This window comes from Pinibacter aurantiacus (assembly GCF_019130065.1).
GTDB classification, from domain to species: Bacteria; Bacteroidota; Bacteroidia; order Chitinophagales; family Chitinophagaceae; genus Pinibacter; species Pinibacter aurantiacus.
In genome coordinates, this window is sequence record NZ_JAHSPG010000016.1 from 136,122 (window position 1) to 152,004 (window position 15,883).

The following is a 15,883-nucleotide window of genomic DNA, read 5'->3' on the forward strand; positions in this document are numbered from 1 at the left end:
TTATCAAAATTCACTTTTCCCTTTGCTATTGAACCTGTATATTTAGTTGACAAGAAATTGGATAAGTATGAAAAACAGGCTTTTATATTTAGTAGGTTGTTTGCTATTGACTATTTCGACGATTGCCCAGGACAATTTTAGGGTCTATTATTCAGAGCCTGAAAGAGATGATTCGAAGAGAACGAATTTTGAGGTGATCGGGAAAATGGGGCCTAATTTTGTTACCTACAAGAATAACCGTACAGTCCACTCTATATGCGTTTACGACAATGAAATGAAGCTGGTAACTCGTTCCCAAATGGAATTCATTGACGAAAACCGTTTCATGAATGTAGATTTTATTGCCTTCCCTGATTACTTCTACGCCATTTACCAATATCAACGTAAAAATGTTGTTTACTGCAATGTTGCGAAGCTCGACGGAATGGGCAAGGTTATCGGCAAGCCGGTAGAGCTGGACAGTACACATCTTAATGGCCTCAATTCTTCTGCAGATAAAGTATATACTGTTATTTACAGCGACGACAAACAGCGTATAATGCTGGTGAAAATTAACAGCCAGAATCCACGGAGCTATGTTTTTACAATGCTGTTGTTTGACAACAACATGCAACTGGTGGATAAGAGCAGAGCTAGCCTCGCAATGGAAGAACGCAGCAATAATTTTACAGACTTCTACCTCAGCAATAACAGTGAACTTATTTTCGCAAAATTCGTCAGAAGCGGTAATAGTACCGAATCTGTGACCAACGTAAACCTGGTAATGAAATACCCGGATTCGCTTGACTTTACAGTAAGGCCTGTCGATATCGGTACAAAAATACTGGATGAATTAAGGCTTAAAATAGACAATTCCAAACGCAGGGCGGCGCTCACATCATTTTATTACAAACAGAAAAGAGGCAGTGTGGAAGGATTGTATGCGCTTACCTGGGATATGGCAAAAGGCGAGAAAATACGTGACATTACCTACTTCTTTAACGATGACCTGAGAGCTGCAGCCAAAGGTGAGGATGGAAGCAAGAAAACAGCCTTCGATGACTTTTACATAAAAAATATAATTGTAAGGAAAGACGGCGGTTATCTGCTTTTGGCGGAATCGCTGTATTCTTCCTCCAGTGGAAATAGCTATAACAGGTGGAATAATCCCTATTGGGGAAGCCCGTGGTCCTCGCCGATGGATTACTACTCGTATCCGTATTACAGCCCTTACTACATGCCATGGAACCGTGGTGGATTTCCCGATTATTCAAACACTCGTTTTTTTGCAGACAACATAATGGTGCTTTCATTTTCAAATGACGGCACAATGGAATGGAGCAACATCATTCCAAAAGAACAGTTCGATGATCAATCAGATAATTCTATATCCTACGGTCTTATTAACACCGGAGGAGAGCTGCACTTCCTGTTCAACCAGATGGACAAGAAAGTGCAAATATTAACAGATCAAAGTATAGGACCCGATGGAAAAGTTTCGCGACACCCGACTATAAAGAACCTTGACAGAGGTTACGAGTTTATGCCGCGTTTTTCCAAACAGGTAAGCAGCAAGCAAATAATAATTCCGTGCTGGTACAAGAATTATTTATGCTTCGCAAAAATTGATTTTTAAGTAATCCATTATTCAAACACACCCAACCCTAAAAACTAACAACAGTGGTAGGAGTTTTTAAACAAAATAACCTTGGAAATGCCTTTTTCCTTTTGCTGTATGCATTGGTAATAAAGTTTCCAATGTTCATTCACGGCCAGTATGCTGTGCAGCTGGAGGGCGACAACTATATTTACCATCTGGTGCTTAAGTTTTTGAATCCACTTACATCGTCCGCGCCGGTGCTGTTTCCCATCATTGCATTTATCTTTTTATTTGCGCAAAGCACATTAATTAACCGGTTGTGCAATAACCTGAAGTTATTTCCCCGGCCAAATTATTTGGTAGGCATGTCCTATCTTTTGATCACATCGCTGGTGAAAGAGTGGAGTTATTTTTCAGCGCCCTTGCTCATTAATTTTCTGTTGATCTGGATATGGTATTTAACCAACACATGGTACAATAGCAATCAACCTAAAACTAATATTTTCAACACCAGCATATTGGTGGGCATCCTGCCGCTGATATACAGTCCGTCGATTGCCTTTATCCTTGTACTGGTGTTGGCTTTGCTTATTACAAGACCCTTCCGGCTCACAGAATGGTTCATCGCAATACTGGGATTGATCACGCCGTATTATTTTCTTTTTGTCATATTGTACCTGGTTAATAAGTGGCAATGGCAAAAACTTATATCACCTATACATTTCTATCTGCCAAAGCTCACCACTTCGTTATGGATAACAGGTGGCATTGTCTTGCTCGTGGTGCCGTTTCTTATAGGCGCCTTCTACGTGCAAAACAACCTCAATAAGATGCTGATACAGGTTCGTAAAACATGGAGCCTCTTGCTGGTATTGCTGGTGGTTTCACTGATGATTATTCTCATCAACCCCGGAACAGGCTACCAACACTGGTTGATGATTACGATTCCACTGGCAACCTTCCATGCGGCAGTATATTATTTTTCCAATTCAAAATTCTTCGCCCTGATCCTGCACTGGTTCATTTTTGCGTTTGTGATCCTGTTGCAGTACAACGGTTTGTTTAGTTGAAAATTGAAAATTGAAAGTTGAAAATGGGTTCGATAGGAATTCCGTTAAATATTGACGGACATTGGCTATCAATTCACTTTCAACTTTCAATTTTCAACTCTCAATTCATTAACTTTGCCCTTTCAAAATTTAATCCCTCTTATAATATGAAGTTTGGAGTGGTTGTATTCCCAGGTTCTAACTGTGATCGCGATATGCAGGAAGCGCTGCAAAATGATCTAAATCAGGAAGTTGTAATGCTTTGGCACAAGGACAAAGATATCAGCAGCTTTACAACAAATGACTGTATCGTTCTTCCTGGAGGATTTTCTTATGGTGATTACATGCGTTGCGGTGCCATCGCACGTTTCAGCCCAATGATGCAAAGCGTAATTGAGTTTGCAAACAAAGGAGGAAAAGTTTTAGGCGTTTGTAACGGTTTCCAGGTTTTGTGCGAGGCGCAGTTGTTGCCAGGTGTGCTTTTACGCAATGCAAATCAGCAGTTTATCTGTAAAAATGTTTACCTGAAAGGCGTTGGAAGCGATAAAGCATTGAAAATTCCCATCGCACACGGTGAGGGACGTTATTTCGCCGATCAGAAAACATTGGAAGAGCTGGAAAAAAACAACCAGATTATCTACCACTATTGCGATGAAAACGGCAATATCACCGCAGAAGCAAATCCGAACGGAACTACTAACAATATCGCTGGAATCCGAAATGCCGCCGGCAACGTATTTGGTATGATGCCACACCCCGAGAGAGCAAGCTCTAACGCATTGGGTAACATTGATGGCCAGATTATTTTGAAGACACTGTTGATGAGCTAGTAAAATTTTGAGAATTGAGTTTTGAATGATGAGTTTAGGATTTAATAGCAGGACTCTCACCTATTTTTCACGTAATACTCATAACTCATTGCTCAAAACCCGTAGCTAAAATAGGCTTGAAAACGCCGAAAGCGGAGTTTGTATAGAATAAGAACGGGTTTGTACAATTTTAGATTTTTATTAGCAATCAATCGTCGATTTTTGGTTAAGAAATTAAAATTAAACTGATGAAAAAAATAGCGCTTTTTTTAGTAGCGGCCCTGGTTACCACCCTTAGTCTGAGTGCGCAGAGTACAAGTCAGGTAAAGTGGAGTTTTTCCAGCAAAAAAGTAGCCGATAATACTTACGAAATACACATGACAGCAACCATCAACGGAAACTGGCACATGTATGCACAGGATGGCGGCGACGGTCCTGTTTCAACAAGCTTCGCTTTCACAAAAAATCCTTTGCTGACAATGGATGGCAAAGTGAAAGAAGTAGGTAAAATGAAAAAGGTGTACGAAGAGTCTTTCAGCTCCGAAGTACGCTACTACGAAAAAAGCGTAGACTTTGTGCAAGTTGTAAAAGTAAAAGGCAAAGCAAAAACAAATGTTGCCGGTAAAGTAGAATTTATGGTTTGTAACGATAAAGAATGCTTGCCTCCATCTGATGTAGATTTTAAGGTTGCAATCGGCGGTTAATTGACCTTACACTGTCCGCAATGCATTTCTCAATAAAATAGTGAAAACGAGTTCTTGCAAAAGGGACTCGTTTCTTTTTAACTGCCTAATTTTTCTAACAACAATGTTGTCAAAATACACACATACAATACTAACTGCTTTCTTATTGCTGGTTGGCTGCAATCTTTTCGCCCAGAAAGATTCGGTTATAAAAGTAACTGCCACCCAGGAAAAGTTGAATGACAAGGAAAGTGTTATTCGACTGAAAGTAACGACTGCCCCGGGAAATAAAATTTATTCAATCGACAAGAAATCTGAAGAGTCAGTAAGCTCTTCGGTTACATTCGATTCATCCGTTCAAAAAGAATTGAAAGGACCAATCCAGGAATCTGGCAAAGCCATTACAGAAAAGGATACTGTTCTTCTTGCCGATGTGAAATATTACACGGATTCTGTGATTTGGTCACAAACTGTACAAACTCCAGCTGACAAAAAGGAATTTGAAGGAAAGATCAGCTACATGGTTAAAGTGGGAGATGATTATAAAAATGGCGATGAAAGCTTTGATGTGACTGTTAAACAAGCAGACACTGCAAGTGGAAAAGCCGGGGCGACAAGTTCTGACCCTGCAGAAACCAAGAGGTCATTGCCGAGAACATTTTGGATTTGTTTATTAGCCGGGCTTGTTGCGGTAATAACGCCATGTGTTTTCCCTTTAATGCCTGTGACTGTAAGCTTCTTCCTTAAGCGCAGTAAAACCAGAAGCGAGGGTGTTCGTAATGCGTTGTGGTATTCATTGTCGATCATACTTATTTACACAATTCCTACATTGCTGTTGACTATCATTTTCGGTAATAAGGTACTTTATACGATCTCAACAAGTGCTATTTCCAATTTAGTTTTCTTCGCAATATTCATGGTGTTTGCTATTTCATTTTTAGGAGCCTTTGAACTGACTCTTCCAAGCAGCTGGGCAACTAAAGCCGATGAAAAAGCCGGAAAAGGAGGTGCGTTTGGAATATTCTTCATGGCCTTAACGCTTGTGATCGTGTCGTTTTCTTGCACCGGCCCTATTGTAGGTTCATTATTGGGACAAACAAGTAGCCAGGGCATCAGCGCCGCTCCAATTGTTGGTATGTTAGGATTTAGCATTGGCCTTGCTCTGCCATTCTCAATATTTGCGCTTTTCCCATCTATGTTGAAGTCACTGCCGAAAAGTGGTGGCTGGTTAAATAGTGTAAAAGTTGTTTTCGGTTTCGTGGAATTGGCGTTAGGTATGAAATTCTTGTCCAACGTGGATTTGATCTATGGTTGGCATCTGCTTGACAGAGAGATTTTCCTTGTAATCTGGATTGTTATTGCAATAATGTTGGGGTTGTATCTATTGGGCAAACTAAAGTTTTCTCACGATAGCGATATGCCTTATGTCAGCATTCCAAGGCTGTTCCTTGCTATCGCAAGCTTCTGTTTTGCATTATACCTGACTCCGGGGCTATGGGGTGCTCCGTTAAAGGCACTTGGTGGTTTATTACCACCTACAACAACTCAGGACTTCAACCTTGATGAGTTGCAATATAAGATAGGGTCAGCTCCGGCAACTTCGACGGGAGCAACCGCTAGTGCGGTAAAACCTCCTGTAAAATATATCGACAAATTACACGTGCCATTCGGTCTTACCGCATATTACGACCTGGAGGAAGGAATAGCGGCTGCAAAGGCTTCAAACAAGCCAATAATGCTGGATTTTACGGGTCACTCGTGTGCTAACTGCCGAAAAATGGAAAACGGTGTTTGGAAAGATCCGGACGTGTTGAAGAGAATGAAAGAAGACTTTGTATTGGTAAGTCTCTATGTGGATGAGAACAGCAAGCTTCCTGAAGAAGAGCGTTATACCAATGCCAACGGCGAAAAAATCGTTACTGTGGGAGAAAAGAACCTGGATTACGAAATCAAGTTGACTAATAATCCTTCTCAGCCCCAATACGTTTTCATCGATCATGAAGGAAAAATAATCAAAAATGCAGGTGGCTACGATCCTGATATTCCAAGATTTGTAAAAATCCTCGACGAAGTTAAAGAGGGTTTTAAAAAGAAATAAGAATTAAACTGAGAATAAAGCAAAGGCCTGGGTTTACCCGGGCCTTTTTTATTGGAAGAAGTTGTTAGTTGATAGTTGTTGGTTGTCAGCCCTTACTTTCGAATAGTCCTCGCTGATGCCTAACAACTATCAACTAACAACTTTCCCTATACGCAAAAATCCCGCATTACTGCGGGATTTCAATTAGGCGTCATTCCGGGTCAGCCTTCTAAACGGCGAAGCATTCGATGTTTTATTAGATGGAGAAACGGAATGACAATATGTTTGGTTGTTTCTCTAAAAAGATTAATGCGGGTGCAAAATAAGTTATTTCTTAATTGCCCCGCATTTAATATGTTAATAAAATTTCAAATTATAAAGCAATGCTTTTTTCGATCATCATTTTTCTCAGGTTTATCAAGCCATAGCGCATTCTACCCAATGCAGTGTTGATGCTGCAATTTGTTAAAGATGCGATTTCTTTAAAGCTTAATTCTGCATAATGACGAAGAATGATTACCTCTTTTTGATCTTCTGGAAGAAGGTCCAGTAATCTGCGAACGCGATCGTGGCTTTGACGCTTCATAATTTTAACGTCTGCGCTTTCTTCCGTGAAATTGAGAACGTCAAAAATGTCTTGTTGGTCAGTACCAGTTTTGATAGAAGGAGTGCGTTTAACCTTTCTGAAGTGGTCCACGCAAAGGTTGTGGGCGATACGCATAGCCCAAGGAAGGAATTTACCTTCTTCTGTGTAGCGGCCGCTGCGAATAGTGTCGATAATTTTTATGAGAACATCCTGGAAAATATCTTCTGCGAGATATTTATCCTTTACAAGAAAGAGTATGGATGTGTACAGTTTGTCCTTGTGTCTTATTACAAGGGATTCAAGGGCATCCATTTCGCCGTCCATAAACAGATGGATCAGCTCATGATCAGTTTTTTGCAAATGTGATTTCATAAACTTAACTACTGGAGTTTTGTTATTATTGGATATTGGTTACAGTCTTCAATTGTCTAGGGTGATTTAGACGAAATTTAGTAGTATTTTAAGCGATAGGCGCAATTTTTAGGTTTTTCATGTAAATAACAAATGATAATTAAAAATACTGTTATTTTTTTAAGAAGCAAATTTTTGCGAAATTTTTATTTAAGCTGCACAATAAAATTACAATCTGATAACCCAACCTTCATTTTGCGGCATGTTATTGGTCATATTTGCAATAAATTTGTCTATAGCTTCTTTATAGCTACATATATAAATGAATACGAGTACAAAGAAAAAGAAAATAGCAGAGGCAGGTGTTACCAATTCGGACAATTCAATTTTGATAAAGGGCGCAAGGGTCCACAATCTTAAAAATGTAGATGTTGAAATACCTCGTAGCAAGCTGGTGGTGGTAACCGGCGTTTCCGGTTCGGGAAAATCATCTCTTACAATAGATACTTTATATGCCGAAGGGCAGCGACGCTATGCAGAAAGCCTTAGCGCTTATGCGAGACAGTTCCTTATGCGCATGGACAAGCCAGACGTTGATTATATAAAAGGCTTATGTCCCGCCATCGCCATAGAGCAAAAGGTGATTTCCCGTACACCTAGGTCAACTGTGGGTACGATGACGGAGATTTACGATTATTTGAGACTTTTATTTGCCCGTGCCGGCAAAACGATTTCTCCCATCAGCGGAAATGAAGTAAAAAAAGACGATGTAACAGATGTGGTGAATGCCATTAAATCGCTTCCCCATGGAGACAAAGTGCTTATTATGGTAGAGTTTCGCCAGCATAAGAACCGGGACGTTAAAGAAGAACTCAATATTTTAATACAAAAAGGCTTTTCGAGACTATATGCCAACGGAGAAACCCTGCATATAGAAGATACTTTGGAGGATGTTGCTGTATTAACTCCAAAATCTAAAAAGGCAGCTCCGGTATATGTGCTGGTTGATCGTTTAGTGGCGAAAGACTTTGAGGAAGATGATCTTCACCGCATGGCCGACTCAGTGAATACCGCGTTTTTCGAAGGAGAAGGCGAAATGTACATACAGGTGAATAATGACAAGCCTCGTCATTTTTCAAATAAGTTCGAGCTTGACGGTTTGACGTTCGAAGAACCGGTTCCCAATCTTTTTTCATTTAATAACCCATTTGGCGCATGCCCTACCTGCGAAGGATTTTCACAGGTGCTGGGGATAGACGCGGACCTGGTAATTCCCGATAAACGTTTAAGCGTATACGAGGGCGGCGTGGCCCCGTGGAAAGGTGAAAAACTGGGATGGTGGAAAGAACAATTTATCAAAGGTGCAAAACGCTTTGATTTCCCCATTCACACACCAATAATTGATCTTACAAAAGAACAGTACAATACGCTGTGGAAAGGAAATGCACATGTGCAGGGCATAGATGACTTTTTCAAAGAGGTAGAGCAGAACCTGTATAAAGTACAATACCGTGTGCTGCTGAGCCGTTACCGCGGCCGCACGCAATGCCCGGATTGCAATGGATACCGCCTGCGCAAAGAAGCATTGTATGTAAAGGTAGGAGGAATGAATATTGGCGAATTGTGTGACATGCCGGTGAAGGATCTCAACCAGTGGTTTGCAGATCTGAAGTTAAGCGAACACGATAAGCAGCTGGCGAAAAGAATTTTGATTGAGATCAATACGAGATTAAAGACATTGCTAGATGTTGGACTCGGTTATCTTACACTAAGTCGCCTCGCCAATTCACTGAGCGGTGGTGAAAGCCAGCGTATTCAATTAACGAGAAGTTTGGGAAGCAACCTTACCAACTCTTTATATATTCTTGACGAGCCGTCAATCGGATTGCATTCAAGAGATACGGCAAGACTTATCGAGGTTCTAAAAGAGTTACGTAATCTTGGCAATACGGTAGTTGTTGTTGAACACGATGAAATGATGATGCGTGAAGCGGATTACATTATTGACATGGGACCGTTGGCTTCGCACTTAGGCGGAGAGGTGATTGCAACAGGCAATTACGATCAGATTGTAGCCAATAAGAAAAGCCTCACCGGTAAATACCTAAGCGGAGAGCTTACCATTGATGCGCCGAAAAATGCACGCAAATGGACAAGATCTGTAACTGTTCAAGGTGCAAGGCAAAACAATTTGCAGAATATTGATGTGACCTTTCCATTGAATGTAATGTGTGTGGTAAGCGGCGTGAGTGGTAGTGGCAAGACAACGTTGGTGAAGCAAATTTTATATCCCGCATTGCAGAAAATTAAAGGGGAGTTTGCAGATAAAGTTGGCTTGCACAAAGGTGTTACTGGGGACATTGATTACATTTCGCAAATTGAAATGGTCGATCAAAATCCGATTGGTAAATCTTCACGAAGCAATCCCGTTACTTACATCAAAGCATATGATGAAATAAGAGATCTGTTTGCCAAGCAACCACTGAGCAAAATAAGAGGCTTTCAGCCAAAACATTTTTCTTTCAACGTAGATGGAGGAAGATGCGATGCTTGTAAAGGAGAAGGCGAGCAAATTGTAGAAATGCAATTCCTTGCTGATGTGCATTTAACCTGCGAAGTATGTCACGGTAAAAGATTCAAAGAGGAAGTGCTGGAAGTAACTTACAAAGGTAAGAGTGTGTATGATGTTCTGGAAATGAGTGTTGATGAAGCGATCGAGTTTTTTGCCGATGTAAAAGATGTTTCTAAAAAAATAAAACCGCTGAGCGATGTTGGCCTTGGCTATGTAAAGCTTGGCCAATCGTCTGATACGCTTTCAGGCGGTGAGGCACAGCGTGTAAAACTGGCTTCGTTTTTAGGAAAAGAAAAGGCCCAGGGTCATATACTTTTCATCTTTGATGAGCCGACGACCGGATTGCATTTTCACGATATTAAAAAACTGCTGGCATCATTCAACGCGTTGATAGAACAGGGACATTCTATTCTTGTAATTGAGCACAACACCGACGTTATAAAAAGTGCCGATTGGGTGCTTGACATGGGGCCTGAGGCCGGCGATGGTGGCGGTACACTTGTATTTGCAGGAAGACCGGCAGATTTGAAGAAGAGTAAGGAGAGCTATACAGCGAAGTTTCTATAATTGAAAATTGAAAGTTGAAAATTGAAAATGGTTTCTAGGCAGAACAAGCCGTTTTTTTTCAACTTTTTTTAAAGCAGAAGGGCTTCAACAAATTGTCGAAGCCCTTCTGCTATTTATTCAAGTTTCAATCAAAAAGACAGAGCAACTGCACCCATCATTTTCAATTTTCAACTTTCAATTTTCCATTAGTCCAAGTTTGGTTGCGGAGTATAACGCAAGTATGGTTTTACTACCTCAACACCTTTAGGGAATTTTTTGATAGCGTCTTCTGTAGAAACTGCAGGAACAACGATTACTCTTTCACCGTGTTTCCAATCAGCAGGAGTTGCCACGCTGTGGTTAGCAGTCAACTGAAGTGAATCAATTACACGCAAAACTTCAGTGAAGTTTCTACCTGTTGAAGCAGGATAAGTCAATGTTAATTTAACTTTCTTATCTGGCCCGATAACGAACAAAGAACGCACTGTAAAAGTTTCAGAAGCGTTAGGGTGAATCATACCGTAAAGGTTAGCAACAGTTCTGTCTTCATCAGCAATGATTGGAAACTCTACTGAACAATTCTGAGTTTCGTTGATATCTTTTTTCCAGCCGTGGTGCTTTTCAATTCCGTCAACACTTACAGCAAGAACTTTTACATTTCTTTTTTCGAATTCGTTTTTCAACAAAGCAGTTTTGCCAAGTTCTGTAGTACAAACAGGAGTGTAATCTGCAGGGTGAGAAAAAAGGATACCCCAGCTGTTACCAAGATATTCGTAAAAATCTATTTCTCCTTCAGTAGTAACTGCTTTAAAATTAGGAGCAGCATCGCCCAAACGTAAGCTCATAGTTAGATGATTTATTGATTATTTAGTTATAAGTTGTCTACGAAGATATTATTTCTCTACTAAAAAGGTGGATTAATCAAAGGATTTTTTAAAGAGCGTAGATTTGGTTGTAAAATATTGAAAAAACGACAGCAAATGCGGGATATTTTTCTTTTTCCTTTACGAACGGATGTTTACTTTTTAAGGTTTTTTCTTCCGGTTCTGTTGAATGCCGCGTGCTCACTTTTAAACTGCTCATTTTGCTTCACAGTGGCCTTTGTCAGCAAGTCGGAACCGAACTTATTTTTAACGTCGTCAATGGCTTTATAAAGGCCCGATTTTTTTTGAACATCCGTAAAAAGACTGGTTTGCATGGCCTCGTCGGTAAGTTCACTTAGTCGTACGCCAATCAGCCTTACAGCTTGTCCTTTTCGATACGATTTATGAAACAATTCTTTAGCTGAGCGTATCAATTCATCATCGTAAAAAGTGTAGGGAATCGTCGCCTGCTTAGTTGTGGTTTCAAAATCAGCGTATCTTATTTTCACAGCAATGCATCCCGCTGTTTTGTCATCCTGCCTTAATTCATAGGCGACTTTTTCGGTCATTCGCACCAGTTCCACCAGCAGGAAATCTACGTCAGTTTTATTCTCTTCAAAAGTATTTTCGGTGGAGATAGATTTCGCTTCATGGTAAGGCTGTACAACGCGGGTATGGATACCATTTGCCCTTTCCCAAAGATCGCCGCCGTATTTGCCAAGGATCATTTCCATTTCCTCTCTTTTCCGAAGGCGGATATCTTTGATCGTTTCTATGTTGTAGGTAACAAGTTTTTTATAAGTCTCTTCCCCAACGCCCGGAATTTTGTTTACGCGTAGCGGATCAAGGAATGCGAGCTCTTCACCTGGCCTTACCCAAATAAAACCATTTGGCTTGGCCACATCTGTCGCTATTTTGGCAATTAATTTATTACTTGCCAGTGCAAAAGAGATAGGCAAATGTGTTTCATCTATAATGCGTTGGCGAAGCTTTTGCGTCCATTCAAAGGGAACAAAATACTTATCCATTCCAGTTAGATCGAGGTAGAATTCATCAATGGAGGCTTTCTCAAACACAGGTGCTTCTTCTGCTATAATATTGGTTACCCATCGGGAGTAACGGCTGTATTCTCCGCGGGAACTGTTGGTAACAATGGCATGCGGGCAAAGCTGCATCGCCTTTTTCATGGGCATGGCACTGTGGATGCCAAATTTCCGGGCCTCGTAACTGCAGGCCGCTACAACGCCTCTCTCGCTGTGCCCGCCCACAAGCACAGGTTTCCCCTTAAGCGATGGATTGTTTATAACTTCCACGCTTACGAAAAATGAATCCAGGTCGAAATGTGCTATGTAACGCTGCAAGGGAAAATAATTGAATAACTGAATAACTGAGTAACCGAATAACTGAATAATTGAATAACTGAGTCGTTGAATCACGTAGGGACTGATTGATTGAAACCTTCAGTTATTCGGTTACTCAGTTACTCAGTTATTCCACTTTCGGGTTCTAAGTTACGTAAAATACCGGCTTAGGATTTTTTAGTTTTTTGCTACAATTTTTATCAAAAACTAATATATTAGTTTATTTAACTGCCTGTATTTTAATGTGAATGAAGGATAAAATTGTTCTGAAATTGCTCTTTCTCATATGGCTAAAATTCATATTTTTAGAGATGCAATTAGAATGGTTAAAGGCGGGAATTGGCCCGCTTCAAAGTTTAATATCGTTTTTACAGAAGAAATCCGACACGAACGACGTTCACAAAAGGCAGGTAATACGTGAATTGCAAAACAATCTGAACGTTTTTAAAAACGGATTTAAAAACAATGTGGCATACGACGTTTTGATCGATATGCTGTCTAATGACGCAATCAAACAGGCGATAACTGCCAACTTCAATTTTAAGAAATTGCACCAAGGAAAAATTGATGCGCAGAACATATATGAGGAAAGAAACAAGCGCTATATTGGATGGACAGCAGAGAAGCTACTAGAAAAAATTGATGAAAAAATAGAAGAGTTGAAGAACCTTAAAAAGATGAACAACAACTCTGTGACGCAGGTGAAAAACAATGTTTCTCTGATGGTGAGTAATCTGTATTATCGTATGAAGCTGTTAGCTGATTTCATAAAAGCGGCCCATTAGATTGAAGTAAAAAGTAAAAAATAAAAAGTAAAAACGCAGTGATGCGATATTGAAACGATTTTTGCAAGACACTAACCGAAACCCTCGTAGTTTATGGAAGAAGCACATGCACAGGCTTTGAAAAAAACAATTTTTGCATTGCAGCCGCTTGCAGAAAATGAATGGGAAAGCTTTCTGGAAGGCTGGCAAACGGTTTCGTACAAACGAAAAACTATTTTGACTGCGACAGGCGAAACGGAGAAGTATTTGTATTTCGTTGTAGACGGTGTGCAGCGCGGCTTTTACGCTAACGGTGAGAAAGAAGTAACCATTGTTTTTTCGTATCCATATTCGTTTTCCGGCATTATCGATTCTTTTCTTTTGCAACAGCCTTCGAAATATTTTTTAGAAACACTTACTACAAGCACCTTGTTGCGGGCGCCTTACAGGCATATTGAAAAACAAATGGAAACCTGTTTGGGCATTGAGCGCTATGTAAGAAAATCGTTGTCGTTCATTGTGTCTGGCATATTGGAAAGACAAATAGAATTGAGTTGTTTTTCTGCCGAAGAGAAATTTCGCACCTTGCTAAAACGCAGTCCGCACATTTTGCAACTAGTCCCTCATAAATATCTTGCTTCCTATCTCGGCCTTGACCCTACAACCTTCAGCAAGCTCATGGCAAGTGTCAGGATTTAAACCTTTGGAAAAAATCAGTGTAAATTAGTCCCATCAGTGTCATCCCCGTCCGAACGGTGTCAGCCGGGCGGGTGTGTGCCTATTGCCGCTTTCCGTCTCCGATATCAATAATCTTGGCGCAGACCAACATTTTATAAAAACCGGCTTTATAGCTTTGTTTAAAATTTACAACAATGCCATCTTACTCTTCTAAATCTCTATTACAACAGTTGAAAACAGACGTTATCGACGTTCTGGAAGCTGTGCAAAATAACTACGCACATTTACCGGAAAATATGTTGCTCACGCAGCCCGCAGCAGGCAAATGGAGCATTGCCCAGGCAATGGAACATATGAATACTTACGGCAGATACTATCTGCTTGCCATTGAAAAAACAATTGATAAAGCTGCTTTGCTCAACAATAAGAACACTGCTTCATTTGTGCCAGGTTGGCTCGGAGACTATTTTACGAAAATGATGCTAAAGCCTGCGAAAATGAAATCCCCGTCCAAACATATTCCTCCTGCGAAGTTAAATGCAAAAGAAGTGGTGGAAGAGTTTATGGAACAACAGCGCTATTTGCTTTTGTTGTTGTCCAAAGCTGAGATTATTGATTTAGGTAAATGGAGGATTCCAATTACGCTGACAAAACTCATAAAACTTAAACTGGGCGATACTTTCCGCTTTTTAATTGCGCACGAACAGAGACATATGATCCAGATAAGAAATGCTGCAATGGTGTTGGGAGAAAATACTACATATACAATTCCAGCAGTCCATCCGGCAATATAACATGCACCTTTTTGTTCTTTCGGTCTATTTTTTCGAGCGTATCTGTGTGGATGGGAATAAGTGCTTCGTTGCCATTCAAATCGATCTTAGCTAGCACCTGGTGCGGTTGTTCGATCACTTCGAGGATCTCACCAAGGTCTTTGCCTTCGTCAATCAGGTGGTAGCCGAGCAGTGAAACCGGAGCAGACTTGCCGGCATACTTTTGAAAATCTTCTTCGGGAAGCCAAAGTTGTTTTTGTGTGAGTTTTTGAGCGACTTCCTTGTTGTCAACGCCTTCGAGTTTAATGAACACTTCACTGTCGTTTTTCATTCGGGCCTCCTGGATGAAGTAGGGAAGGAACTCGTCCTTCTTAACCTCTACAAACAGCACTTCCAGCCCTTTAAGCGCCGTCTTTTTTCCAAGATGATGTTGGAGGACCAATTCTCCTTTAACGCCAAAGGTGGCCACGAATTTGCCGAGAGTGTTATAGTTAGTCATTAATTGAAAGTTGAAAGTTGAAAATTGAAAATGATGAGGGAAAATATTTTCCGTTTTCAACTTTCAATTCTCCATTGAAGAAAAAAATCCCGATGATAAATCACCGGGATTTTAATTTTTTTCGCAAAAAATTGATTTATCCTTCAGCACCCGCATCGCCTTCGGCTTTGCGCTCAACTCTCTTTACGATTGGTTGTTGTGGTCTTTTGGAAAATCTTGCTTTTCTGTGCTCTTCCTGGCGACGTTTAATTTGAACTTCGTGTTCTTTATGCCAAGCTTCGAATTTAATCATAGCAGTAGCATCGTCGAACAAGCCTAATTTAACTCCGCGCAGTAAATGCTTCAGGTACAATACGCCTTTGAAAGACAGGATTCTGCGAACAGTGTCAGTTGGTTGAGCACCTTTGTGCAACCAGTCAAGCGCTTTTTGGCGATCGAGCTGTACTGTAGCAGGAACTGTTTGTGGGTTGTAAGTACCGATTTTTTGGATGAATTTACCATCTCTTGGTGCACGTGCATCAGCTACCACTACAAAATAGAATGGTCTTTTCTTTGAGCCGTGACGTTGAAGTCTCATTTTTACTGGCATCTTAAATAGAAATTTAAATGCTTGAACAAATAGGGTTTACTCTTTTCAAGGATTGCAAAAATACCAATCCTTTTCGTTTTAGCAAATTTAATAAATGCTAAGAA

14 protein-coding genes are annotated in these 15,883 nt (G+C 40.4%); 9 read left to right on the forward strand and 5 right to left on the reverse strand.

The annotated features are described in order from the left end of the window. The first annotated feature begins 67 nt into the window (after positions 1-67). From KTO63_RS21745 to KTO63_RS21765, 5 genes are all read left to right on the forward strand, one after another. Complete coding sequence (locus KTO63_RS21745) at positions 68-1,615, forward strand: hypothetical protein (protein WP_217794067.1); 1,548 nt, start codon at positions 68-70, stop codon at positions 1,613-1,615. A 44-nt stretch (positions 1,616-1,659) separates the two neighbouring features. Further along, a complete protein-coding gene (locus tag KTO63_RS21750; RefSeq protein ID WP_217794068.1) occupies positions 1,660-2,649 on the forward strand; it encodes a hypothetical protein in 990 nt (329 codons plus the stop codon). A gap of 146 nt (positions 2,650-2,795) precedes the next feature. After that, positions 2,796-3,458, forward strand: a complete 663-nt coding sequence (gene purQ, locus KTO63_RS21755; RefSeq protein WP_217794069.1) for a phosphoribosylformylglycinamidine synthase subunit PurQ — start codon at positions 2,796-2,798, stop codon at positions 3,456-3,458. A 227-nt stretch (positions 3,459-3,685) separates the two neighbouring features. Next, positions 3,686-4,141 carry a protein-disulfide reductase DsbD domain-containing protein gene (locus KTO63_RS21760; protein ID WP_217794070.1) on the forward strand — a complete coding sequence of 152 codons (456 nt, stop codon included), beginning with the start codon at positions 3,686-3,688 and terminating at the stop codon, positions 4,139-4,141. A 103-nt stretch (positions 4,142-4,244) separates the two neighbouring features. Then, positions 4,245-6,218, forward strand: a complete 1,974-nt coding sequence (locus KTO63_RS21765) for a protein-disulfide reductase DsbD family protein (RefSeq protein WP_217794071.1) — start codon at positions 4,245-4,247, stop codon at positions 6,216-6,218. Between the two features lie 352 nt (positions 6,219-6,570). Here KTO63_RS21765 and KTO63_RS21770 read toward each other — a convergent pair whose 3' ends face one another. After that, complete coding sequence (locus tag KTO63_RS21770; RefSeq protein WP_217794072.1) at positions 6,571-7,155, reverse strand: RNA polymerase sigma factor; 585 nt, start codon at positions 7,153-7,155, stop codon at positions 6,571-6,573. A 301-nt stretch (positions 7,156-7,456) separates the two neighbouring features. On the opposite strand from KTO63_RS21770, the gene uvrA reads away from it, so the two are divergent. Further along, positions 7,457-10,273 carry an excinuclease ABC subunit UvrA gene (gene uvrA, locus KTO63_RS21775; protein WP_217794073.1) on the forward strand — a complete coding sequence of 939 codons (2,817 nt, stop codon included), beginning with the start codon at positions 7,457-7,459 and terminating at the stop codon, positions 10,271-10,273. 185 nt (positions 10,274-10,458) lie between these two features. On the opposite strand, the gene KTO63_RS21780 is transcribed toward uvrA, so the two are convergent. Both KTO63_RS21780 and dinB read right to left on the reverse strand, forming a co-directional pair. Further along, a complete protein-coding gene (locus KTO63_RS21780) occupies positions 10,459-11,097 on the reverse strand; it encodes a peroxiredoxin (protein WP_217794074.1) in 639 nt (212 codons plus the stop codon). Between the two features lie 173 nt (positions 11,098-11,270). Further along, positions 11,271-12,476: a DNA polymerase IV gene (gene dinB, locus KTO63_RS21785; RefSeq protein WP_217794075.1), complete on the reverse strand. Its 1,206-nt coding sequence runs from the start codon at positions 12,474-12,476 to the stop codon at positions 11,271-11,273. A 311-nt stretch (positions 12,477-12,787) separates the two neighbouring features. On the opposite strand from dinB, the gene KTO63_RS21790 reads away from it, so the two are divergent. The 3 genes from KTO63_RS21790 to KTO63_RS21800 all read left to right on the forward strand — a co-directional run bounded on the left by KTO63_RS21790 (position 12,788) and on the right by KTO63_RS21800 (position 14,712). After that, the gene (locus KTO63_RS21790; protein WP_217794076.1) at positions 12,788-13,261 is read left to right on the forward strand and encodes a hypothetical protein; all 474 of its coding nucleotides are present in this window, start codon (positions 12,788-12,790) and stop codon (positions 13,259-13,261) included. 93 nt (positions 13,262-13,354) lie between these two features. Beyond that, complete coding sequence (locus tag KTO63_RS21795) at positions 13,355-13,939, forward strand: Crp/Fnr family transcriptional regulator (protein WP_217794077.1); 585 nt, start codon at positions 13,355-13,357, stop codon at positions 13,937-13,939. 173 nt (positions 13,940-14,112) lie between these two features. Beyond that, on the forward strand, positions 14,113-14,712 hold the full coding sequence (locus KTO63_RS21800) for a DinB family protein (protein ID WP_217794078.1): 600 nt from the start codon (positions 14,113-14,115) through the stop codon (positions 14,710-14,712). Here the strand turns inward: KTO63_RS21800 and rimM are convergent. Both rimM and rpsP read right to left on the reverse strand, forming a co-directional pair. After that, positions 14,675-15,190: a ribosome maturation factor RimM gene (gene rimM / locus KTO63_RS21805; RefSeq protein WP_217794079.1), complete on the reverse strand. Its 516-nt coding sequence runs from the start codon at positions 15,188-15,190 to the stop codon at positions 14,675-14,677. The genes KTO63_RS21800 and rimM overlap by 38 nt on opposite strands. A 136-nt stretch (positions 15,191-15,326) precedes the next feature. Further along, a complete protein-coding gene (gene rpsP / locus KTO63_RS26480; RefSeq protein ID WP_217794080.1) occupies positions 15,327-15,779 on the reverse strand; it encodes a 30S ribosomal protein S16 in 453 nt (150 codons plus the stop codon). Positions 15,780-15,883 lie beyond the last annotated feature (104 nt).

Coding starts and splice junctions, on each gene's coding strand:
- KTO63_RS21745 (WP_217794067.1), top strand. CDS start 68: ATGAAAAACAGGCTTTTATATTTAGTAGGTTGTTTGCTATTGACTATT.
- purQ (WP_217794069.1), top strand. CDS start 2,796: ATGAAGTTTGGAGTGGTTGTATTCCCAGGTTCTAACTGTGATCGCGAT.
- KTO63_RS21760 (WP_217794070.1), top strand. CDS start 3,686: ATGAAAAAAATAGCGCTTTTTTTAGTAGCGGCCCTGGTTACCACCCTT.
- KTO63_RS21765 (WP_217794071.1), top strand. CDS start 4,245: ATGTTGTCAAAATACACACATACAATACTAACTGCTTTCTTATTGCTG.
- KTO63_RS21770 (WP_217794072.1), bottom strand. CDS start 7,155: ATGAAATCACATTTGCAAAAAACTGATCATGAGCTGATCCATCTGTTT.
- uvrA (WP_217794073.1), top strand. CDS start 7,457: ATGAATACGAGTACAAAGAAAAAGAAAATAGCAGAGGCAGGTGTTACC.
- KTO63_RS21780 (WP_217794074.1), bottom strand. CDS start 11,097: ATGAGCTTACGTTTGGGCGATGCTGCTCCTAATTTTAAAGCAGTTACT.
- KTO63_RS21790 (WP_217794076.1), top strand. CDS start 12,788: ATGCAATTAGAATGGTTAAAGGCGGGAATTGGCCCGCTTCAAAGTTTA.
- KTO63_RS21795 (WP_217794077.1), top strand. CDS start 13,355: ATGGAAGAAGCACATGCACAGGCTTTGAAAAAAACAATTTTTGCATTG.
- KTO63_RS21800 (WP_217794078.1), top strand. CDS start 14,113: ATGCCATCTTACTCTTCTAAATCTCTATTACAACAGTTGAAAACAGAC.
- rimM (WP_217794079.1), bottom strand. CDS start 15,190: ATGACTAACTATAACACTCTCGGCAAATTCGTGGCCACCTTTGGCGTT.
- rpsP (WP_217794080.1), bottom strand. CDS start 15,779: ATGCCAGTAAAAATGAGACTTCAACGTCACGGCTCAAAGAAAAGACCA.